General features: G+C 32.1%; 10 protein-coding genes. 1 reads left to right on the forward strand and 9 read right to left on the reverse strand.

Going from position 1 to position 23816, the window contains the following annotated elements:
* Positions 1-151 precede the first annotated feature (151 nt).
* Complete coding sequence (locus ABD715_RS11715) at positions 152-841, forward strand: VOC family protein (RefSeq protein WP_344788430.1); 690 nt, start codon at positions 152-154, stop codon at positions 839-841.
* 388 nt (positions 842-1229) lie between these two features.
* Here ABD715_RS11715 and ABD715_RS11720 read toward each other — a convergent pair whose 3' ends face one another.
* The 9 genes from ABD715_RS11720 to ABD715_RS11760 form a co-directional block, all read right to left on the reverse strand.
* A complete protein-coding gene (locus tag ABD715_RS11720; protein ID WP_344788431.1) occupies positions 1230-2207 on the reverse strand; it encodes a PorP/SprF family type IX secretion system membrane protein in 978 nt (325 codons plus the stop codon).
* A gap of 25 nt (positions 2208-2232) precedes the next feature.
* On the reverse strand, positions 2233-11919 hold the full coding sequence (locus ABD715_RS11725) for a T9SS type B sorting domain-containing protein (RefSeq protein WP_344788432.1): 9687 nt from the start codon (positions 11917-11919) through the stop codon (positions 2233-2235).
* A gap of 311 nt (positions 11920-12230) precedes the next feature.
* Entirely contained in the window at positions 12231-15584 is a 3354-nt protein-coding gene (locus ABD715_RS11730; RefSeq protein ID WP_344788434.1) for a PorP/SprF family type IX secretion system membrane protein, read from the reverse strand.
* Positions 15585-17036: a T9SS type B sorting domain-containing protein gene (locus ABD715_RS11735; protein ID WP_344788435.1), complete on the reverse strand. Its 1452-nt coding sequence runs from the start codon at positions 17034-17036 to the stop codon at positions 15585-15587.
* Positions 17037-17162: 126 nt separating this feature from the next.
* Positions 17163-18485, reverse strand: coding sequence for a hypothetical protein (locus ABD715_RS11740; RefSeq protein ID WP_344788436.1), 1323 nt, complete (start codon positions 18483-18485; stop codon positions 17163-17165).
* Positions 18486-18719: 234 nt separating this feature from the next.
* The gene (locus tag ABD715_RS11745; protein WP_344788437.1) at positions 18720-19166 is read right to left on the reverse strand and encodes a hypothetical protein; all 447 of its coding nucleotides are present in this window, start codon (positions 19164-19166) and stop codon (positions 18720-18722) included.
* Between the two features lie 168 nt (positions 19167-19334).
* Complete coding sequence (locus ABD715_RS11750; RefSeq protein ID WP_344788438.1) at positions 19335-20759, reverse strand: amidohydrolase family protein; 1425 nt, start codon at positions 20757-20759, stop codon at positions 19335-19337.
* A 33-nt stretch (positions 20760-20792) separates the two neighbouring features.
* Positions 20793-21659: an alpha/beta fold hydrolase gene (locus tag ABD715_RS11755; protein WP_344788439.1), complete on the reverse strand. Its 867-nt coding sequence runs from the start codon at positions 21657-21659 to the stop codon at positions 20793-20795.
* A 344-nt stretch (positions 21660-22003) separates the two neighbouring features.
* Positions 22004-23800 (reverse strand): helix-turn-helix domain-containing protein, encoded by a 1797-nt coding sequence (locus tag ABD715_RS11760; protein WP_344788441.1) that lies wholly within the window; start codon positions 23798-23800, stop codon positions 22004-22006.
* Positions 23801-23816 lie beyond the last annotated feature (16 nt).

Below are 23816 nucleotides of genomic sequence, written 5' to 3' on the forward strand. Positions count from 1 at the left end.
AAATGCAATTAATTTATACAATGAAATAAGATTACACTTATCTTTAGATTATAAAACACCAAATATGGTATATAAATTATCAGCGTAAATTCAATTTTAACCTGTAGCCATATTTCAGGACGAGACATTAAAAAACTGAGTAAAGCAAACTATGAAATTTAAAAAACTAAAACTTTATACTAATAAATTAGAATCGGAATTAGAGTTTTACTCTAAGACTTTAGGATTTGAAGTTTTAGAACGAAATACTAATTATTTTTCTGTAAAAGTTGGTTGGAGTGAATTATCATATGAGAAAACAGAAAGAGAATATAAATATCATTATTGTTTTTTAATACCTTCAAATAAATTAAACGAAGCTTTAAAATGGATGGAAAAAAGAACTGAAGTTGTAAATATTGAAAATGGTAGAAAAATTCAAAACTTTTACTCTTGGAATGCAGACTCTTTTTACTTTTATGATGCAAGTGGAAATATAGCTGAATTTATTGTAAGATACGATTTGAATAATGATGATTCTGACGAATTTGATATTTCTAAAGTTTTAGGAATAAATGAAATGGGATTGCCAACAACCAATGTTAAAAGAACAAATGAGCAACTTCAAACTGAATTGCATACAGAATATTGGAAAGGAGATATTGAACGATTTGGAACAAATGGTACACAAGAAGGAATTTTTCTTTTACCAAACTATAATTTAAAAGACATTTGGTTCCCAACATCTATAAAAATAAAACCCGAACCATTTGAGGCGGTTATTGAAAATAATGAAAGAGAATATTATATAGAATATAGGAATGAAAAATTAAAAACTACCGCCAGCAAAGAACAGAGTTAAAAATACTGTATAGTTTTATGTTTAATCAAAGACTAGCGCATATTTGGTCACTTGTTATAAGGGTATTATAGAAATAATAAAAAGAAGAACTGCGCAACTAATTGACAACGGAATTAGAATAAAAACTAAGAAAGGAAATGAATAAGGCGTGTTTAACAATGGAATTATCTCCCTTGTTATGGGACGAGCAACATTTGATAACAGTATGCAGGTTTGATGTTGACTGGCTCTATGATAAACCAGTCTTTGTATTAAATAATTACTAACGTTCTTACAAATATTCTATCTGTTATTACTAAATTAAAAGTTTAAAAGCGTTAGTATTATTTGTAAAAATTTTCCTAAAATAAAACCTCAATTGCAGTCTATATTCTAGAAATAAATACATCTATTTATGTACTGCACTTTGCGTACATGGGCAATTACTTATACCTTGCAAAAAGTCTAAACCTATAGTTATAACATGTGTTCCAGAGTTATATCCAGACAAATCGTTTGTTGTTATTTGGTAAGCGTAACCCATATAAAATATAGACTTTTTAAAACCTACCATGGGCCCTATGTTTAATGGTTTTAACATTTGATCGTTAAGAAAACGGTACGATATGCCAGCCCAATAATAGTCTTCGTTTCTATTGTATTTTCTAAATTTAAAATTTAAATCGGTACTAGAACGCTTGTCGCTACTAAACATTTGATAGTAAATTGATGGCTCGTACTCTATTCCACTTTTCTTAGGTCCCTTTATGGTATAGCCTGTAAATATTTGATAATTTAAAAGTTGATTTGGCTCTGTTTTTCTTAAATCGCCATCAAAGTTTTTTTCTAAAATATTATTGGCATTAAAACTTAAAAAGTAACCATGATTTCTATAAAGTACACCAACATCAAAATTACTGTTAGATGTCGATCTGTCGTCTGTTACAAAAGGATCTAAAGTTGGGTTTTCGTAATTTGTATTAAAATTATTAATGTCTATTTTAAAATTATTAATGTTATACGAAATACCTAAAGACAAATATTGTTTTGTATAATAATCTAATATAAGGTGATGTGCAAACGAAAACTTAGCGCCTGTTTGTATGGTATTTCCATTCTTATCGTTATAAAACGACACACCAATACCCGATCTATCTGCTATTCTAAAATCGGCATAGATAGATTGATTATCGGGTGCATTGCGTATACCTACCCATTGCGTTAGTGCATTAGCTCTAATTTGTAAATTATCGCCTATACCTGCATATGTTGGTGAAATAACAAAATTATTATCGGCCAAGTGTTGCGTAAAAACAGGCAAATTCAACTCTTGACTATAGCTTTTAGCTATAACCAAAAGAAGTAAACATGTGATTAGTTTTCGCATTTTTTGTTTTATGTTTTTAGAAGATCTATCTGTATAGGGTAAAATTCCCAACAAAACTGCGATCATCTTTCTTATCGTTTAATTTTACAACATACCAATAATCTCCGGTAGGCAACTCTTTACCATGGTATTTTCCATCCCATTTTTCGCCAGCACCTAAGGTGGCTACTTTACGTCCATATCTATCAAAAATATCAAAAGTTAAATCGTCATAATTTGTTGTGCAACCTGGTCCCCAACCATCTAAAACACCATCACCATTAGGTGTAAAGTAGTTAGTAATACACACATCTATAAATTCAAAATATCTTGTGGCACTAACCGAGCAGCCAAAACTATCGGTAACAGTAACAGTGTACTCTCCAGATTCGTAATAGATAAATGTATTTGTGCTTCCGTAAGGTTCGCTGTTGGAGCTAAATTCGTATTTAACATCGTAATCGTATATACCAGAACCACCTGTTGCTGTTGCTACAATCTCGTTTAAATTACCGTCACTTAAGGCTAATGCTAAAGGCTGATAATCTGTTATATCAAAAGGTAATGTAGATTTTATACAACCATTTGTATGTCTTACTTCTATAATATTATTTAATCCAGAAGGAACATTTGTAAATACATTACTTGTTTGGTATGCACCTCCATTTAAAGCGTAATCTAGATCTGCGGGGTTTGTAATACTCTCGTCTACCGTTACTGTAACGGTATTAGTAAACTGGTTGTTTTCACAACCATAATCTAGATCTACTTCTGGGTCTATGCGAACAGCTTCTGGGAAGTTAATATTCCACTCTGTTTCACAACCTAAAGCATCACGAACAAAAACTAAATGATCTCCACCAGACAAGTTTGTAAAATCGAAATCTGTTTGCGTAGTTGTGCCTGTAGTATATGTTCCGTTAATATCATCAATGGCAACACTATAAGGCATATTACCTCCAGAAATTGAAATACTAAACTCACCATCCATATCGCCATCACAAACTTCTGGCATTATAGAATTAGGTACAATGGTTACCATAACAGGTGTAGCATCTTCAACTTCAAAATCTATAATAACAAAACAACCTAATTCATCTTGAACCACAGCCTGATATACACCAGGAGCTAGCTCATCAAAGATATTGGTTTCAAAAAACTGATCTAATCTTGGAGAAATGGCATACTTAATAATTCCTGTACCACCATTTGCATTAATTTCAATACTACCATTATTTATACCAGGACATGTAATATTTTCTACATTATAAACTACTGTTAATGGCGCTAAAGGCTCTGTTATTGATATTTGATTTGATGTTGCTAAACAATCGCCACTTTCTACTTGTACTTGATAGTTACCTGCTGGTAAATTAGTAAATACACCTGGCGAATCTTGTGTTACAGGCACAATTGCTGTACCCGATGTATCTTGCAATGTATATACATAATTACCTAAACCTCCTTCTGCAGTGGCATAGATAGTGCCTATTTCGTCTCCTGTACAATTAATTTCGATGTTTTCTGCTTCTAAATTAACCATTAACGTAGGTAGAGGATCTATAGCTATTTGGTTAGAAACGTTAGACATACATCCATTAACATCTCTTACATAATATTGATAAATACCATCTGTTACAGAAAATGTTGTAGACGTTGCAAAGCTTCCTAAAATGGTTGTAAATGTTTCTGATTCACTATATTCGTATGTTCCTGTTCCGCCAGAAGCACTTAACGTTAACGAGGCTCCTGTTAAACATGTTTGCGATGTATTTTTAACCAAACTAGCCTCTATAGGTGATGGCTCTGTAATAACAATATTGGCAGATGTAAACTCACAATTATAACCATCTGTAATAGTTACCGTATATGTACCAACACCTAAATTAGTAAATGTTGATGCTGTTTGTGGCCCCGAAGATGTTACTGTTGGAGATAACATATTAAGGGTGTACGAATAATTACTACCCTCTCCTCCTGTAACCACACTTGCAGTAATACTTGCATTAGTATCTCCAAAACAAGATAAGGTATTTGTGCTAGCTGTTACTGTAGCATTAATTTGTGTTGGTATAGTAAGTATTTCTCCATCTGAAGCAATACAACCACTAGCATCTCTTACATTAACGGTATAAGTTCCTGCAGATAAATTTGTAAATGTTCCATTAGTAGTATATGCTACAGTTGCTGTTCCAGTTAATTCATATTCATAAGTGCCCCAACCACCATGAGCAATAGCGGTAATTGTGCCTTTATTGTTATCGCAAGTAACACTAGATGTTTGAGTTGCAGTAACTGTTAAAGCCTCTGTTGGAGAATCTATTGTAATAACATTAGATGATACAACACAAAAAGGAGATTCGGTTTCTGTAATAACTACGGTTAAATTACCAGCAGGCATACCAGATACAACCTCTGGATTAATACTTGTATTTGCAGCAGTTATACCATTTATAGAAACACCAGAACTGTTAAACACTTCGTAGTTATAAGCACCAGAATAATCGTTTACATTAATTTCGAATGCTCCATTTAAATCTCCAAAACAAGTTACAGCAGTTGTTGGCGATAAAACGACCTCAGCATTATTAAAAGGATTAACCGTAAACGGAAGTGTTTCTTTATAACACCCTGTATCTATATCATTCACTCTAAAGTAATAATCGCCAGGCGCAGTAATATTAAAAATATTTGATGTTTGTACCGTGCCGCTTGGTAACATTTGATAACTAAAATTACCAGAACCTCCTGTTACATTAATGCTAACACTTCCTGTACCATTACAATCTATTGGGGTTGCTATAGTAACTGCTGTTGCTGTTATAACTGTTAGTGGGTTAATAGCTACTGTATTTGTATCTATACAACCATTGGCATCTTTTACAAAAATATTTATATTTTGTACACTACCTGTATCTATGATATCGAAAGTATTGGTGCTTAAATAATTTACACCATCAATACTATAGGTAAATGGTGCTGTTCCTCCAGATTCTGCAATGGTTAAAATTGCAGTGTTAACAGAATTATCTATGGCACAAGAAAAATCTGTTGCTGTTCCAGAAACAGCTAATAAGTCAGGCTCTCCAACAGAAACTGTTTGAGTGTCAAAACATCCTCTTCCTGAATGAACTCGCACCGAATAATTTCCAAAGGCCAAACCTGTAAACACATTTGATGTTTGCGGAGCCACAGTAATAGGAGCTATAATTTCGTAAGTATATATTGGGTTATTGTTGCTTGCTGGTAAATTAACTGTAATAGTTCCGTTACTTCCTCCATTACAACTTACATCGTTTACCGTGGTTGTAAATGTTACTGGTGTTGCAGGCTCTAATGTTACTGTAGCATCACTTGTACAAGATGTAGCTAAATCTGTAATAGTTATTGTGTAAGTACCAAAAGGCACATTAGAAAACACATTTCCAGTTAAGGTTGTGCCTGCACTCGGACTTATAGCATAGGTATAAGATCCAGATCCACCAAAACCTGCTACTGTAATTTCTCCATCATTATTTAAACAAGTTGGTAAAGCTGTTACCGCTGGAGTAATGCCTATTGGTGTTTCTATTAATACGGTTTCCATATTTCCACAGCCATTACTATCCTGAACCTCAACAGTGTGTGTGCCTGATGATAAATTTGATATTGTAAACGGAGCTGTTCGTGTTTGAAAAGCGCCACCGTCTACACTATAACTATAAGGTCCTACTCCGCTAGTTGTTAAATTAACATCTATTTCAAATTCACCTTCATTAACTGTACATTGATTATTTAATGATGCAGTTATTATGGGTTGCGGATCGTTTGGTAATACAATAACTCCTGTTGTTTTTATACAACCATTAGCATCCATAACATGAGCAAAATAACTATTAGCATCTACATTAAAAGTGCTCGCTGTATTCCAAGAGCTATCTATTCTTAAAGGAGGTGTAGACGATGTTGTTAATTGATATAAATAAGGGGCTGTACCATGTGTTGCTATAGCACTTACAAGTCCAGAATTAGTATTACAATTTGCATTACGGTCTACAGAGGCAGAAACATCTAAATCGACCGAAGATTCTGTTATTTCAAAAATAGCTGAAGCAGACTGACATCCATTAAAAGCTCCCGATCCGTTTTCTGTAAAAGCGATATAATATTGTCCAAGAGATAATGTTGATGGTGTTGTTACCGTTTCTGGAACACCAAAAGTAACAGGTAAATTAATAGGACCACTTATTACAGTATTGGTGTACGCTTGGCGTATTGTATAATCTATTGAAGATGTAGTGCTATCAAAATTATCTAAAGTAAATGTTACACTACCATTATTTTCGCCTATACAAACTACATTATGCGGGTCTAGAGTAGATGTTAAGGTAGAAGCTTGCGCTATAGGTGTATCTGCAGTTTTAACAAAATAACAATTTGTAGTTCTATCGTGAACAACAAAAGAATACAACACACCTGGAATTAAATTTGTAAAGGTTCGTACACTGCCTCCTGGTGTATCGGGAGCTAAATAATTTAGCGTGTATGGAGCAGTGTTAAACTCTAAAATTCCAAATTCGTAATCCCCACTACCAAGAGCAGAAATAGCTGTAATCTCTGCAGTTCCGCCAGAAACACAATCTGGTACAGTAGTAGCCACATCTATATCTAAATCTGAAGGAGGCGATGCTATAACTATTTGTTTAGAAAGACTACATCCATTATCATCTACAACATTTATAGTGTACGTTCCAAAATTAATAATTGTAAATGTATGATTTTCTCCTGTTGTTGCTATATATGGATTACCAGTTATTGCATCTCCAAAATTATTTGTAATATAATAAGTAAAAGGAGCAGTACCTCCCGATACATTTTCTACAGTAATGGCTCCTAAGCTAGACCCTAAATTTACATCACAAGTAATATCAATTTTGTCTAAATCAAAAGAAACTGCATTTGGTTCTGCGATGATAATGGTTTCGGTATCTGTACAAGATTTCGAATCTGTTAAAGTTATCGTGTAAGTCCCTGCGGGTAAGCCTGAGGTTTGAGTACCGTAATCTGTTCCAGTTGTATCATTATTAACATTAATAGTGAAATCTGGAGTTCCTACTGCGTTGTTGATAGTAATTTGAATAGCTGCATTAGCATCGCCATAACATAAAACCGGTTGTGTTTGCGTTACCGAAGTTATTTCTGGTAATGTTATTGCATTTACAGTGCTTACAGTAGACTCTACCGTACAACCTCTAGAATCTGTAATTTGAAATTGATATGTACCATCTGTAGCAGTTGTATAAGTAAATGGAGATGTTGTAGTTCCTAAATCTGAATAAGCACCTCCGTTAAAAGATACTGCATAGGTAAACGGAGCATATCCACCAGAAAAAGTTCCGGTTATTGAAGCATCAGGAGATGTGGTACAATCTATATCTTTATTTAAAACCGTGTTAAACATCAATTCTGCCTCTATAGTTTCTGCAGGCAAAGTTATAGTACACCCATAGCTGTCTCTTACCGAAATGGTATACGTGCCTGGTGTTAAATTATTAAATGTATTATTTGAAGTAAAAGGACCTCCGTTTATATTATATTCATAAGGCGCTTGTCCGCCAGTTGCATTTACTTGTAAATTAGAACCTGTAGTAGCATCGTAACAATAATTAGAGCTTACATCTAGAGTAGCACTTGGAGCTGTTGGCGTGTTTAAAGCAAATGTATTAGTAACCACACAACCTTTAGCATCTTCTACAGTAACGATATGCGTACCTTGCTGTGATAAATTAGAAAATGTATTACTAGTTTGCCCAGGTAAAACCGTGTTATCTGGAAGCGTTAAAGTATAAACATAACTCCCCCAGCCTCCTACTGCGTTAATTACTACATTGCCATCTGCATCACATGTTATTGGAGATACTGTTAATGTTATATTTAAAGCTGTTGTTGGCGCACTAATGCTTATGGTTTCTGTTTCTTGGCAGTTGGTATCTGTATCTGTTACAATAATAGTATAGTCACCTGCAGCTAAACCTGTTAAATCAATTTGAGATGTACCTACTGTAGAACTGCCTCCATTAATTGTGTATGTAAAGTTTGTTGTACCAGAAATATTAAATTGAGCTGTTCCATCTGTGCTACCTAAACAAGTAATATCGCTTATGGCTTGACCAACGATGTTTAAAGTTGGTAATGGCGTAATATTATAAGATTCACTGTAAACACAATGGTTTTGATCTCGTACTTGAAAAGTATAAGTACCTGAAGTTAAATTTGAAAACACATTTGATGCTTGATATGCAGTTACAGATCCTGAAGGCGCTATAATTTGATACTCTAAAGTACCAACACCTCCTGTTGTAGTTATTGTAACATTTGTTGTATTTGTTGGACAGGTTAATGCTAAACTTGAAAAACTTAAATCTGTTGGAGGATCTAAAGCATCTATTATAATTGGAGCTGTAACTAAAGTACAGTTATTAGCATCTCTAACAGTTACTGTATACGAACCATCTGTTAAGTTAGAAAACGTTAATCCAGATTGAAAAGTAATACCATCAATACTGTATTGATATGGAGCTGTACCGCCTGTAACGCCAGAAACAGTAATTTCTCCGTTTGTAGTACAAGTATAAGGCGTTGTAAGCGTTGCTGTACCAGAAATTGCTGTAGCTGCATTTATGCTAATACGTTGTGGTGTTGTAGCACACACATCGCCAGAAGTTGAGTACTGTACAATAACATCATAATCTCCAGCAGAAAGTCCAGAGAAAACAGAAGAATTAACAAAAGTTACACCATTATCTATACTATATTCTAAAGTATTCCCATTTGCATTGGTTACATTAATACTTATAACACCTGCATCACCATCATCTACACATAGAATATCGGTTTTAGTTACATTAAAATCTGGTGCTTCAGTTGCTGTTACTGTTATAGATGTATTTGCAGAGCAGTTATTAGAATCTACTACAGTAATATTAAAAGTTCCGCTTGCGGTAACATCAATTATAGGTGTTGTTTGAAAATTGGTAGTACTATTTACAAAGTAAAAGTATGGAGGTGTTCCGCCATCTGGATAAACTGTAATTTCACCATCTGTACAAGTTAAAGGTTTTGTTAAAGCTGATGTTGCTGTTAATAATGGTGGGTTTATAATTTCGATATCTTCTGTATGTATACATCCATCTTCTGTAGATACATTAATTGTATATGTTCCTGGGTTTAGATTTTCAAAGTCGTAATGATTATCAACAATAGGTCCAACACTGTTTACTAAAGTTGCACCTTGAGATATAGAAAAGAAATATTGTGGACGTGCATCGTTTGCAGCTACAGTTATATTACCCAATTCACCATTACAATAAGGCTGTGTTATAATATTAGATACTGTAAAATCTCGCTCTCTTATTTGAATGTCTGGTACAGTAAAAATGCAAGGATTTGGCATCACGTCTACTTGCCTAATATATATAGTATATATACCTGCATTATTAATGCTAAACACATTACTAGCCTGATAATTAGCACCATCTATACTATACTCATATCCGCTTGGTACTCCACTAATAGTTATTTGCCCAGGCGTTGTACAAACTATATCTTGAGAAGTTGCTGTTGGTACTAGTAAATTCTCGTAAACATTAAAATAAAACTGATTAAAACAACCTCCAGAATAATTTAAAGTTAATCGGTACTGACCAGATGTATCAATTAAATAGTCTGGTCCTGTTTCTACTTGATTCCAAACACAAGAAGAACTTTCGTTTGCACAATCTTGATTTACAACTGCATCGCAACTGGTTTCGTCTAAACGCTCCCATATTATTGAGGAAGCATCTGTTATTCCTGTTTGAACAGGTCGCGAATCGTTAGAGCCACATAAAAAGAAATTTGGCAATTCTTTTCCATCATTAGGACATGTAACCACCTGATCGGCTAAAGGTAACAAGGGATTTGTAACATTTGCTCCAAATGTAATTACTTCAAAAACTTGATCTGTATCTTGGCAAGGTGCTATAGCAGAATTATGTACATAATATGTGCCAACATCTGTTACTGTTATAGATTGTGTAGTACCTATTACTGGTGTTCCTGACGGACTAGTAGACCATGAATATTGATCGTACCCATTTCCTGCTGTTAATACTGTACTTGCGCCACAAAGAATAACCTCTTCTTCGAAAACACAATTAATATCTGCCAAAAAATTTGTTGCTTTTGGTGTTAATAAACATCCTGTATTTGTAGAATAACTAGGATCGTCTGATATGGTAAACGTTGGGTTTAATGTACCATTATAAGTAGAAAATGCCTGATTGCTAATTATGTTAGAGCAAGCATCGGTTAACAAGCTACATGTAGAGACTACGGTAACCTTAAATCTAATTTCTTGTACAGGATCGTTTTCCTTTACAATAGAATTATCAACTGCAAAAATTATTTCTCGTGTTGCAGGATTATAGCTCTGAACAGAAACCCCAGAAGGTAACGATACAATATCTGATGGATAATCAAAAACAATATTTATTGGTAAAACATCTCTAATAGTTAAACTTGTAGCATTATCGTTTCCTGTGTTTTGAAATCCAATAACGTAGTTTAACTCATCGCCTAAATTAACCAACTGACCTCCAATATCGTTTCCTGCCACATCTTCTACTATTTTAGTTAAAACAATATTTGGCTCTATAATCTCTACTGCAAAAGCATAAAAATAAGGAAAATACGTATCGCCAGTAGTACTTAAAGTTACTGTAGCTGCAACAGCATCATTTGCTATTACAGTATTACTAGGATTTGGCACTACCATTACACCTGTATCGAATCCTAAAGTATTAGAGCTGTTCGGGTTTCTGCCAGAAACAGGCAAGGCATTTAATTGGGTTACCGAACTATTAAAAAAGTTAGAAGCACTTCTGTCTGCTGTCGATAAGTTTACATTATTAAGTAATAATTGATCGCCCCTAATTGGGCTATCTCCTTCTAAGGCTGCAAAAGCAAAATTTGCTCTTACTGGTGCAGGAGCTGGAACTGTTCTAAATCCAGAAACAGGAATGTCTAAAGATGGATTACCAGCTCTTGTACTAATAGCGCTAAAACCATCAAAACTTGTTATCGATTTACCTGGCTTTGTTGGGTCTTCGTAAACAATAAACAAAGACCAACCAGCAGAGTTTCCAGTAGTGTTACCTATTAAATCTGTTTCTCCTTGGGCAGAAGAAACATTAGCTACGGTATAAGTCCCTAAATCTGTTGCCAAGTTCGTTACAATAGATGTAACATCTGCATAACAAGCATAAGGAAAACTATCGCCTCTATCTACAGATGTACCATTGGCATCAAAAATTACAGTACCTACAACATCATTATAACCACCAGAAGGCCCTTTAAACTTTACATTAGTAAAAGACTCAGTCCCTTCTGTAACTGCACTCCAATATAAACTAGCGTGAATAATTTTATAACACCCTGGATTAGGTATATCTAAATTTGCGCTAGAAGAACTAAACGTAGTAGGATCTCCATCAATATCAATATAAACCATATCGACATTATGATTGTAGACAGAACCATCATTAAAAGCATTATTATCTGGTCCTAAAATATTATTTCCAATTAATTGAATGTCTCCTTTTAAATCTTCATTAAATCGAGGATTAAAAGGCACAAAATTTTGTGAAAACAATTGTAAACTAAAAAATAGCAAGAAGAGAATTATGCCATATTTTACGTTAGTAGGTTTTCTCATAGTAGCTTTATTTAGTATTCTTAATTATTGGGACTTAAAAAAAGAATAACTCTTGTTTTACATATAGGCAAAATTACTAAAAATTGTATGAATAATACTTCTTAAAAGTACTTTTATCTAAATTTAACGATTTTAAACGGTATAAATATCGTTATTTTTTTCGGATTACAATAAAACTAAAGGGTAAAATTAGTGTTGTTTATCGAATTGATAAATCTTTTAACATAACACACCTTTTAAAATGAGAGAATAATATTATAAATATATGAAAAAATAAGAAAGTAATGGTAGTTATTATGTAATAGTAATTATTAATTTTCGATTTTAACCATAGACATATTAATATTATATGGTTCGTTTGATTTATTAGACATTGCATTTTTAGCCTGATTTATGGAATCAAACTTTTCGTAATATATAAAGTATTTATTATGGGTAACATCGTGGAAAAAATTAATGTTTGTTTGTCCTGCTGCTACAGCTTTTCTTAAAAATTCATCTCTTTTTTCTACATCGCTATGTACTGCAATTACTAAATAATAACCATCTTCAACGTTTTTTATATTCTTAACTATCTGAATATTTCCACTTTGCTTTTCACCAAAATCAAAGTCTGCTGTAGTTAAAGGTACAGTACTAATCTTTGTAAACTTCTTGATTCTATTTAAAGTATTTCTATCTTTTAGATATTGATCTTTATCATTATCGTAAGCAGCACGCTTTATACGTCTTTTTCGCTCTACCTCTGTAGCAACTTTTATTGTTGCTAACTTATAAATTAATTGTACACGAGAAGCCTCGACCTCTGATTGATTGGATTTTAATTTTTGAATTTCCTTTTCAAAGAATAAGTTATCTACATCATTTTTATCTTTAATTTTTTTAAGTCGCTTTTTATACAACGTTTCTAATTCTAAAATCCTTTCACTTTGAGATTTAATAATATTATCTAATTCAATTTTTAGAGCCTCTAATTTTGCATTTTCAGCACTTATACTTTTAAATGCTTTTGGAGCTAAAACAATACCTTGATCGCTTAAATCGTTTTCTTCTTTTAATTCATCTAAAGTTTCCTGCTTATAAGCAACGCTTTCTGTTAAATTTACAAGTATTTTTCTTTGCTCTATAGATGATTGCTGTGCAATTTTATTCAATTGATTTAATGATACAGCAATATTATCTGTGGCAGTACTAGCAATTGGCTCCTCTTCAATATTAATAGGGTTTAAAACTTCGTTTTCAGCAACAGCATCCTTATTTACTTCCTGTTCTTCTGCTTTTACTTTTGCTTCTTCTACTAACTTAATTTTGGCTTGTTCTTCTGCTTTTGCTTTGGCCTCTTCTGCTAACTTAATTTTGGCTTGTTCTTCTGCTTTTCCTTTGGCCTCTTCTGCTAACTTAATTTTGGCTTGTTCTTCTGCTTTTGCTTTAGCTTCTTCTGCTAACTTAATTTCAGCTAATTCTTCTGCTTTTGCTTTAGCTTCTTCTGCTAACTTAATTTTAGCTAATTCTTCTGCTTTTATTTTAGCTTCTTCTGCTAACTTAATTTTAGCTAATTCTTCTGCTTTTATTTTAGTTTCTTCTGCTAGCTTAATTTTGGCTTGTTCTTCTGCTTTTGCTTTAGCTTCTTCTGCTAACTTAATTTCAGCTAATTCTTCTGCTTTTGCTTTTACTTCTTCTGCTAACTTAATTTTGGCTTGTTCTTCTGCTTTTGCTTTTGCCTCCTCTGCTAACTTAATTTTAGCTTGCTCTTCAGCTTTTACTTTAGCTTCCTCTGCTAACTTAATTTTGGCTTGTTCTTCTGCTTTTACTTTAGCTTCTTCTGCTAACTTAATTTTGGCTTGTTCTTCAGCTTTTACTTTAGCCTCTTCTGCTAACTTAATTTCAGCTTGTTCTTCTGCTTTTACTTTAGCTTCTTCTGCTAACTTAATTTTGGCTAATTCTTCTGCTTTTGCTTTGGCTTCTTCTGCTAACTTAATTTTGGCTTGTTCTTCTGCTTTTGCTTTAGCTTCTTCTGCTAACTTAACTTCAGCTTGTTCTTTTGCTTTTACTTTAGCCTCTTCTGCTAACTTAATTTCAGCTAATTCTTCTGCTTTTGCTTTAGCTTCTTCTGCTAACTTAATTTTAGCTAATTCTTCTGCTTTTATTTTAGCTTCTTCTGCTAACTTAATTTTAGCTAATTCTTCTGCTTTTATTTTAGTTTCTTCTGCTAGCTTAATTTTGGCTTGTTCTTCTGCTTTTGCTTTTGCCTCTTCTGCTAACTTAATTTCAGCTAATTCTTCTGCTTTTGCTTTTACTTCTTCTGCTAACTTAATTTTGGCTTGTTCTTCTGCTTTTGCTTTTGCCTCCTCTGCTAACTTAATTTTAGCTTGCTCTTCAGCTTTTACTTTAGCTTCCTCTGCTAACTTAATTTTGGCTTGTTCTTCTGCTTTTACTTTAGCTTCTTCTGCTAACTTAATTTTGGCTTGTTCTTCAGCTTTTACTCTTAATGCTTGCTGAGCTTTTGCTTTTTTATCTTCATAAGCCTTAATTTTTGCATCACGCTTAGCTTTGGCTTCTGCTGCTAACATAGCTCTAGTTTCAGCTTTAACCCTAGCTCTTTCTATAGCTTCTTCCCTAGATTTTTTCTTAGCATCAGCTATAGCTTGTTTATCTGCTTCTGTTACTGGATTAGTTTTTGCTGGACTACGCCTTCTCTTATTACCGGATAATAAAGCTTCCTCTTTATCATCTCCGCTATATATATACCTATTTTTATTTTTAAACCTATATGCCAAAGTGATATCGTGAGAATTACCAAAAGCTGATAAATCTCCAATAGATTGCTCATAATTATACTCCAATGCAATTTGCTCTGTAATATTTACCCCTAAACCCGCCGATACACCATAAAGCGAATTATAACCTAATTGTCCCCAAATGCCTTTTGGAATACTCAGCATCATTATTCCAGAAACGATGGTTTCTTCACTTTTAAATTCTGAACGTAATAAACCTGAGAATTTAGCATCATCAAAAAAACCACGACTCGTCATATAACCCGTATACATAACATGGCCTTGAATGCCTTGTTCTGGATTATTTTCTATAATTTCGGATGTATTTATATTGTAAGCAACCGCATTCTTTACAGATATACCAAAATCTAAAAATGTTGTTCCGTAATTAATACCTGGATTAATAGCCACAACCGAGCTAGAAGGCACATTATTTAAAGATGGGTCTGGAAAATTAGTAACGACTCTTCCTGTATTTAAACCACTTTGATAATAGCCTAAATTTACACCAAATGTTAAGTTACTCTCGCGGTTAAGCATTGCGTTATAAGCAAAGTTAACTACACCACCAAAAGTAGTAAGCACTCCATATTGTTGTTGAAACACACCAACACCAACGCCTATATTTTCTTTTAATCTACCAGAATAACTAGCCAAATATGTTTCTGGCGCATCGTCAAACTGAACCCATTGTTTTTTATTGGTAAAACTGATGTATTTATTTTGCTCTCTTACAAAACTAAAAGTTGGATTTATTACGTACCTATTAAATTTTAAAGAATTTCTAACTGGCAAAGACCAAGCTGTAACCACATCGTTATCGTCTTGAGCAAAAAAATGCTGCGATATAAAGAATAGTAAAACGATATGTAACAGCGTTTTTTTCATTTATTTTACAATAGTGATAGAGCCTTTTTTAGTTTGGTTATTGGTAGTTGTAATGATGTAATAATACACCGGATTTATACTTGTAAAATCTATTTGATTGGTAGGCCAATTATTTTGATAATCTTTAGTTTGATACACTATTTTACCCTGTGCATTTATAATAATAACCTCTGTATTTGTACCACTAACATAGTCTTTAGGTAATACCCAAGTATCGTTTATATTATCATTATTAGGGCTTATTACATTTGGAATATTTGTAACATCTGGAAAAAGTTCACTTGGTTCTGTTACACTAAAAACATGTTCTTTTGAAGATGCACAACCACTATTTTGCTCTATAACAACTTTATAGTTTCCTCTTTGGCTAACTTCGTAACTTCTACTGCTTTCGCCTGTAATTAAATTATTATTCAAAAACCATTTAAACTCTGGACTTACAGCATCTGTAGTTACGGTTACAATAAAGGTTTGATCTTCTTCAACCTCTTGTTCATCTGGCGCATCTATTTCGCTTACAAATTCACCATTATCTAAAACAATAGAAGCACTAGCTGTACAATTACCTAAATCTATAGTTACCGAATAATTACCAGGTACATTAGTACTATACATTTGACTTGTTGCGCCTTCTATAACATTTCCCTCTTTAAACCATTGATATGAATCGCCATTAATTGCGCTTAATACCGTGTTACCTTGACTAGAGCAATACGGATTACCAAGACTAGAATTAATAGAGCTAGTTACATTTGTTGATGATGCTTCGCTTACTGTAACACGATTTGAAAACGAATTTGAGGTACATGTACCGTAATTAGTTTCGGCAAAATATGTGCCTGGTTGGTTTACTAATAATGTTGGACTAGTAGCAATATAAACAGAACTTGTTGGTCCTGTTACCTTAAACCAGTTAAAGGTTAAGGATGCGTATTGTAAGGGTGAATCGTTCATGGGGCCACCAGGATTATCTATAGTTAATAAGTAACTACCGCCGGTACAATATAAACCCGTTTCTATTAAATTATTAATTGAAAATGGTGTGTCTTGAATTTTATAATACGCTGCAAATGCGTTTGAGGCACTACTTGATGCTGCTGGTAATGTGCTTCTTATTTTTAATTGATAATCTTCTCCCGAAATTGTAGTAGGTAATGAAAATGTTAACGTAGCTGGAGATGTTGTAACCTCGCCTGCTGCTGAAGTGTGTATAATGGTTGAATTTGTAAAATCGCCAGAACTATCAGATAATTCTATTTGAAACTGATTGGTTGCACCTAAACTTACTGCTGGAGAAAAAGAAAAAGTAACTTTATAGCTATTAAAAGAAGAACTAGCACACACTTGAGTAAAACCTAAACTGGGTTTACTAATTGTAATTTGAGCAATTAATCTATTTGAAATAGAAATAATAAAAACGATAATAATTTTACATAAAATAGTATGTTTCATTTTAACCTTTTTTTATTAAAAACACCTTTAAAACTACAATAATAGCTTGTGTTTAAATTAAAAAGACTCCCCAGGTTTAGTATTAACTAATTGGGAAGAATTTGTTATTTAATTACCATTAATATATTAATCTTCCTTTTCTAAATCTGGATCATTGTTAGTTGCCATTATTTTATTAATACGTAACCTATAATCTGGCTTTCTTTTATTGTTATAATCTATAAATGTTTCACCATTAGGGCTTTTAGAATACACATTGGCAAAAGATAAATTTCCGTACCAATTTTCTAAATCTTCGTTGTTAGAATTATTTTCTGTAAAAATATTACCATTACAATTATTAAAATACATATCTGTAAGTCTTATTCCATCCAAATTATTTTGATTTACCGTAATATCATCATCTAAAATAACAGCAGGGTTAAATCCAGAAATTACACTTTTACTAACTTTTAATAAAGAACTTACACCTACATAAACAGCTTCTTTTACCAAATCCATTTTAATATCGGCTTCTAAATTTTCGCTAGAATTTAAAAAGGTTAAATTAGTAGCACTTACAAAGGTTGTTTTTTTATTAAAATCAAACTCTTCTTTGCTATCGTAAGACTTCACTTCTAAACATCTAGCATGTCCGTTTGATGCATAAGGCGACCTAATAGCTAAAGAGTTGGCTATATGCGCTCTGGTGCCATAATTAAATTTAAAATCACTTCCTTTAGATTTGTAAGATACCATTCTAAACATAGATAAATTACCACCCCAAACCTCGAAAGCATCTTCTCCTGCATGACTTATCATTATATCGTAAAACTTTGTTTCTTTACCAACACTAGCTAATAAAAGACCATTATAATAGGTATCTTCAGATATTCTTTTACCTGCATATTCAATTCTTACATGTTTTAAAATACCAGAATTACTTTCTATGTTATCTCCACCATAATTGGCATTTGCATAATCTCTAGGGCTTAAATTACTATAATATGATGCTGCAGATCCAGAGCCAAACCTGTTTATTGGTGCTTCTCCAAGAATTACTAACCCACCCCAATCTCCTGGTCTTTTTACACTTCTGTTAGAAGAGAAAACAATAGGATCGGTAGATTCTCCTTTTGCAATTATGGAAGCTCCTTTAGTAATTGTTAAAGACCCTTTAGATTTGTAGTCTCCTAAAATAACAGTTCCTGGCTCAATTTTTAAAACCGCATTATTAGTAATAAAAACACTTCCCATAAGCAAGTAAACATCACGTTTATTTAATTGCATATCTTCAGAAATATTTCCTGTCAATATTTTGGTAGGTTCACCGTAATCTTCTTGGCTTGGTCTAAACTCAGTCCAATTATCTAACCAATTAGTATTTCCTTTAATACCTTTTTCTTGCTGAGCAAAAACAGCTGTAAAGCCATAAAGTATTAAGAACGATGTTATTATTATATTTTTCATAGTATTAATTTTTGGGGCAAAACTTAATAATAATTGCATTTTTTGATTATTCCAAAAGTAGTCAATTAATCCATGAAATACCAATTATTTCGGTGAAACACGTAATTATATAGTTTTAAACACTCATTTATTCGACGAAATGCACGTTAATAACTTTAAGTAAAAATAGATATAGAAATTAAAACATAAAAAAAACATACATCATAGGTATGTTTTTAATACACATATTTTTTTTTAATGAAATTCGCTATACTCGTGTAAAGACTTTAATGTTTCCTCGTAAAACAAAATAGCAGCAATAAGGTTTTTAGTATCAGAATAAGGCAAAATTCTATCTTGAAACTCGTTAGTAGTTTCTAAAAAATCGTCTGTAGCTTCAAATTGAGAATCTAAGGCTTTAGTATTATCACTATTAGTAGGTATACCTAAAGATGCCATAGTAACACCTGGTTTAGTAGCAAAAGCAATATAAGGTAACATTTTAACTAGGGTTTCTATACGCTCTTTATACAGCACCAATAAAGCACCTTTTTGCATGCGCTCTAAATCAGATTTATTATGATACTTTTTAATACCAACTTGATCGCTAATTATACCTTTAGGAGCTTTCTTTTTTTGAGCAAAACCTGTGCTTGCTAGCATAAACATACTAAAACTAAGCAACATAATTTTCATTTTCATATCAACGGATTTGGGGATTTACTCAACAAAAATATGTAATTAAACGTAAAAAACAAACGTTTTATCGATTATTTTAATATTTTTTTCAACCTAACACATTATAATTCTTAGTTATAATGTGTTAACATATAGTTTCATTTTAAATTTCTATATCAAATACATCAAGATTTACAATAAGCTTTCTAAAAATCTAATAAGCGTTATTGCTCCCGTTTTTCTACGCTTAGCTTTTGTTTTAAAAACATTTAAGTTGTTCCTTTTTAAATACCTACCATTAACAAATACTGCTCTAGGATTTTTTAAGGATTCTAAATGTACTAAAGGGTTTTTATCTGATAAAATTAAATGAGCCTTCTTACCTATTTCTATTGTCCCTAAATTATTAAACAATTCTATTTTATTTGACGGATTAACTGTTGCTGTTTTTAAAGCTTCGTAAGGAGATAAACCAGCTTCAAGAAAATAAGCTAACTCTTCATGAATAGTAAAACCTGGTGTATTAAATACAATTCCAGAATCTGTGCCACATAAAAGCACCACGCCAGCATCGTGTAGTTGCTTTACAATATATAAGTGAAACTGATGCTGTTTTTTTATATTTATAAGTGTTTCTGGTTTGTAGTATTGCTCGCTTGTCCATTTATTATAATCGTTTGTAGAGCTTAATTTTACCACAGAAGGATTCATGTAATCACCTCCTTTTAGGGTTATTATTGAATCTTTATTTTCTATAATATCAATTATATTTTGATATATTGACAGTGTTGGTGTATGTACTGCTTTAAAGGCTGCATAGTGTTTAACTACATTTTTTAAAGCCACAGAATCTAACTTGTAATGCAATGCATTTTGAACTATATCTTCGGTATGCTCTATACTTTGAATGGCTTTTTTAAAATGATAACTATAAGGCACTTCAAAACTAGGATGCGCCACAATAGGCATATTATGTTTTTCTGATTCTAATAATACAGCATCGAAAATAGAACTAGGCATACCTGCATAGGTTTTAATCAAATCGTAACCTTGTACTTTATATTTAGATAAAAGTGTTTGTGCATGCTTTGCATCTTTAACACCCAATTGATCGAATTCGGCATGCATTACACCTGTAAGTTTTGGTGTTGTAGTTATTAGTAAAGGAGCCAATAATTTATTTGCATTAATTTTTTTCTTTAACCTTAAATGAAAAGGCATGCCCCAAGCATTTCTTACAGCAGTAACACCATTAGCTAAATACAACCCTAACTCTTGCTTATCCCAAATATGAACATGCGCATCAATTAAACCCGGCGATATATATTTTTGATTAGCATCAATAATATTTAGGTCTGTTTTAGGGAGCTTGTCCAAAATATCATTAATTTTTCCATTCTTAATAACAATATGTTTCTGCCTTAAAACTGTATCCGAAGTCATAGGTACAACATTCACGTTTTTAATAACATACGAGTTCATTTTAAACGCCTTATTAGATTCTATATCTAAATAATCTGTTTTAAAATAATCTATTGTAAACACAACCACAGCGGTTATAATTACTATTAAAAATAAAACTAAAAGAATATTTAAAATATATTTTAAAAATTTCATGTATCAAACTTTATTAAGTGTAGCAAAAAACATTTATTGCAATTTCGATTTTAATATAAATTCTATAATTTTATTGTTATCCTCTTGGCTTAAAACATGTTTAGCATTTTTAAATACAGTAAAGTTTTTTAAAGACTTAAAAATACATCTTACTTTTTTTTCCATTTTGCCTCCAGGAAATAACACATCGTTTTCTGCAGTAAAAAAGTAAATAGGGGTCTTTATTTTTTTTACATCTTGGCTTGTTATTAAAGGAATAGTAGAAAAATCTATATTATAATTTAAAAAAATAAGCGCTAAAAATTTTAATGCAAAAGCATCGTTGTAAGAAAACAATGTTTTTAAAAACCGATTAAGAAACTTCGTGTTTTTTGTCCATTTATAAAGTTTTAAAGGTAAAAACACGCTGTACCATGTTGTTAATGGGTTGCCATTAATAACACCTGCTGGTGCAATTAAAAAAGCTTTGACAATCCGCCTGTCATCATAGACCAAAGTTTTTAAACTAATAAATCCGCCAAAAGAAATTCCAACCAAATACACCTCATAAATATTAAGACGTGATATAATTTCGTACATCCATTTACCATAATCTAAACCAGACATATCTGGCCTATTTTCGTCACTTAAGTTAGGCTGACCTACAACGTCTACAGCAAAAACTCTAAATTTATTACTTAAATTACCAAACGCCTCTAAAGCTAGTGGAGCACAACCGTTAGTACCATGTACTAAAACCAAAGGTTTATTATTTTTATTACCTGTTGCAATAATATTGGTATTACCAAAACTTGTTTCTATATTAAGAATTTGATGCTCTATATTTAAAGCATTAAGCTTACTATAATACAACAATAGCGCCTCTTTTTTTACTTCGGAATTTTTAAAATATGAATTCATAAATTGTTAATACTTATAAAAGCCATAAAATGACTTATATTGAATAGAAAACACCTCTACTCTACTTTATGTACCGAAAGTTGTATTAAAATGAATAGAGAAATTTTGAATTACAATGCTAGCTGAAACTTAATTTTCTATATACCGACATACGAGGTAAAAAGAAGCAAAAGCGATACTATGGCTAGTACTAAAATTTTGTGCAAGGTTGTCATAACTATTTATTTTTTGATTGATGATGTTTTTTGCATTACAAATATGATATATAAACAAACAATAATCGTTCGAGATTATAAATCAGAACCTGCTAAAAACCAGAAACTAATATTAATCAATATTAAAACTTATGACAATTGATTCTTAAGCCACTTACTAGGCGTAATATGCTCTTCTTTTTTAAAAAAAGTATTAAATACACTTTTAGAGTTAAAACCACTATCGTAAGCCAAACCCAATATAGTAATATGTGCATTTTTAGGATTAACAGCTATGCTTTTAAAATGTGTTAATCTGTAAGAATTTACAAAATCGTTAAAATTTTGGTTAAAACTTACATTTAGCAACCAAGACAATTTATTAGGATGTAAACTAATAGTTTCTGCTAAACTCTTTAAAGTAAGATTGGTATTTAAAAACACTTGGTCTTCTGTAAAAGCCACCTTTAATTTTGCTGTGTAGTAAGCAATCTCGTCTTTATTTAAGGGATTGGTAGATGCAACGCTTATGGTTTCATTTTTTAAAACAGGTATTTTTTGCTTAGCAAACACTTGCTTTTCTATGTTTTTATAGGTGCTGTATTGTCTTAAAGGCTCTAAAAAAGGATCGTTTTTAAAATTAAATATTTGCCCAGAGCGCTGCTCTATTTTTTGCTTTAAAATATTTAAAGCCAACTCATGATTACCCAGATAAATTTGTAAATAAAAATTCCACAATCTTAAACTTATATATGCAGCATCGTTATAATTTGTATTAGCGTTTACCTCTCGTTTTTTAACATTAAATACAGAAACCTTATGCATTAAATTATAAATATCTTTACACGTTTCTGGTTTTTCTAAAATTGGTTTTGTTTTTAAAAAGTCTTTAAGCCCTTGTTCTTGCTTACTTAATATTAGCGCTGCAGCTTTCATTTCTAGCGCTAAAGCAAACGATGTATTTAATTCTAGAGCATTATTAAACGCCTGTATAGCCTTGTTATAGTAGCCTTTAAAATATAACAAATTACCTTTTGTAAAATGATGATTTACCGATAACGGATCGACTTGTAAACCTTTTTTATTTTCTTCTAAAGCCTTATCTACTAAACCTAAAGCACAGTATAAATCGGTCGTGGCATTGTACACCTCAGAGAAATTAGGGTTTAAGGCTAATGATTTTTCTAAATAATAAAAAGTATCTTTATAATTCCAGTATCCCCAAAAACTAATAGTAGCTTTGGCGTAATACCCTAAATAAGATTCCGGATTTAAAACCAAACCTTTCTCTATATAATAATTCGCCTTTTCTAAGCCTTCAAGTTTTGGTATATAGCCCCAACTGGCCTGCATGCCATAGCACCAACCTAACTCGAAATAAGCTTCAGAAAACCTATTATCAATAGTAATACTTTCTTTTAAAAAGACTGTAGCTTTTGCCACGTCGTCTGTATTCCATTTATGTCGTAAATGCTTAGCTTGCAAATACAACTTATATGCCTTTACGTTTCTAGTATCTATAGTAGCAAGATGTTCTGCAATATCTAAATGCCCAAATTGTTCCCTAATATTTTCGGCAATTAACAGGCTAATTTCGTCCTGCAAATCGAAAATATCTATTAAATCTCTATTAAAATTGCTAGACCACAAATGGAAACCATTATCTGTTCGAATAAGATGCGTAGTAATTCTTATTTTATTATTATAAAACCTCACACTACCTTCTAAAACTGTAGATACACCTAACTGCTCTCCTATTTCCCTAACGTCTATATGCTTGTTTTTAAAAGCAAACGATGATGTTTTAGCTGTTACCTTTAACCCTTTTACTTTGGTTAAAGCATTAATAATCTCTTCGGTAATACCGTCGCTAAAGTATTCGTTTTCAAAAACGTTACTTAAATTACTAAATGGTAATACCGCTATAGATTTAGATAAGATTGACACTGCTTATACTTTTATT

The sequence above is a fragment of the Postechiella marina genome (assembly GCF_039538365.1).
In the GTDB taxonomy this organism is placed as follows: domain Bacteria; phylum Bacteroidota; class Bacteroidia; order Flavobacteriales; family Flavobacteriaceae; genus Postechiella; species Postechiella marina.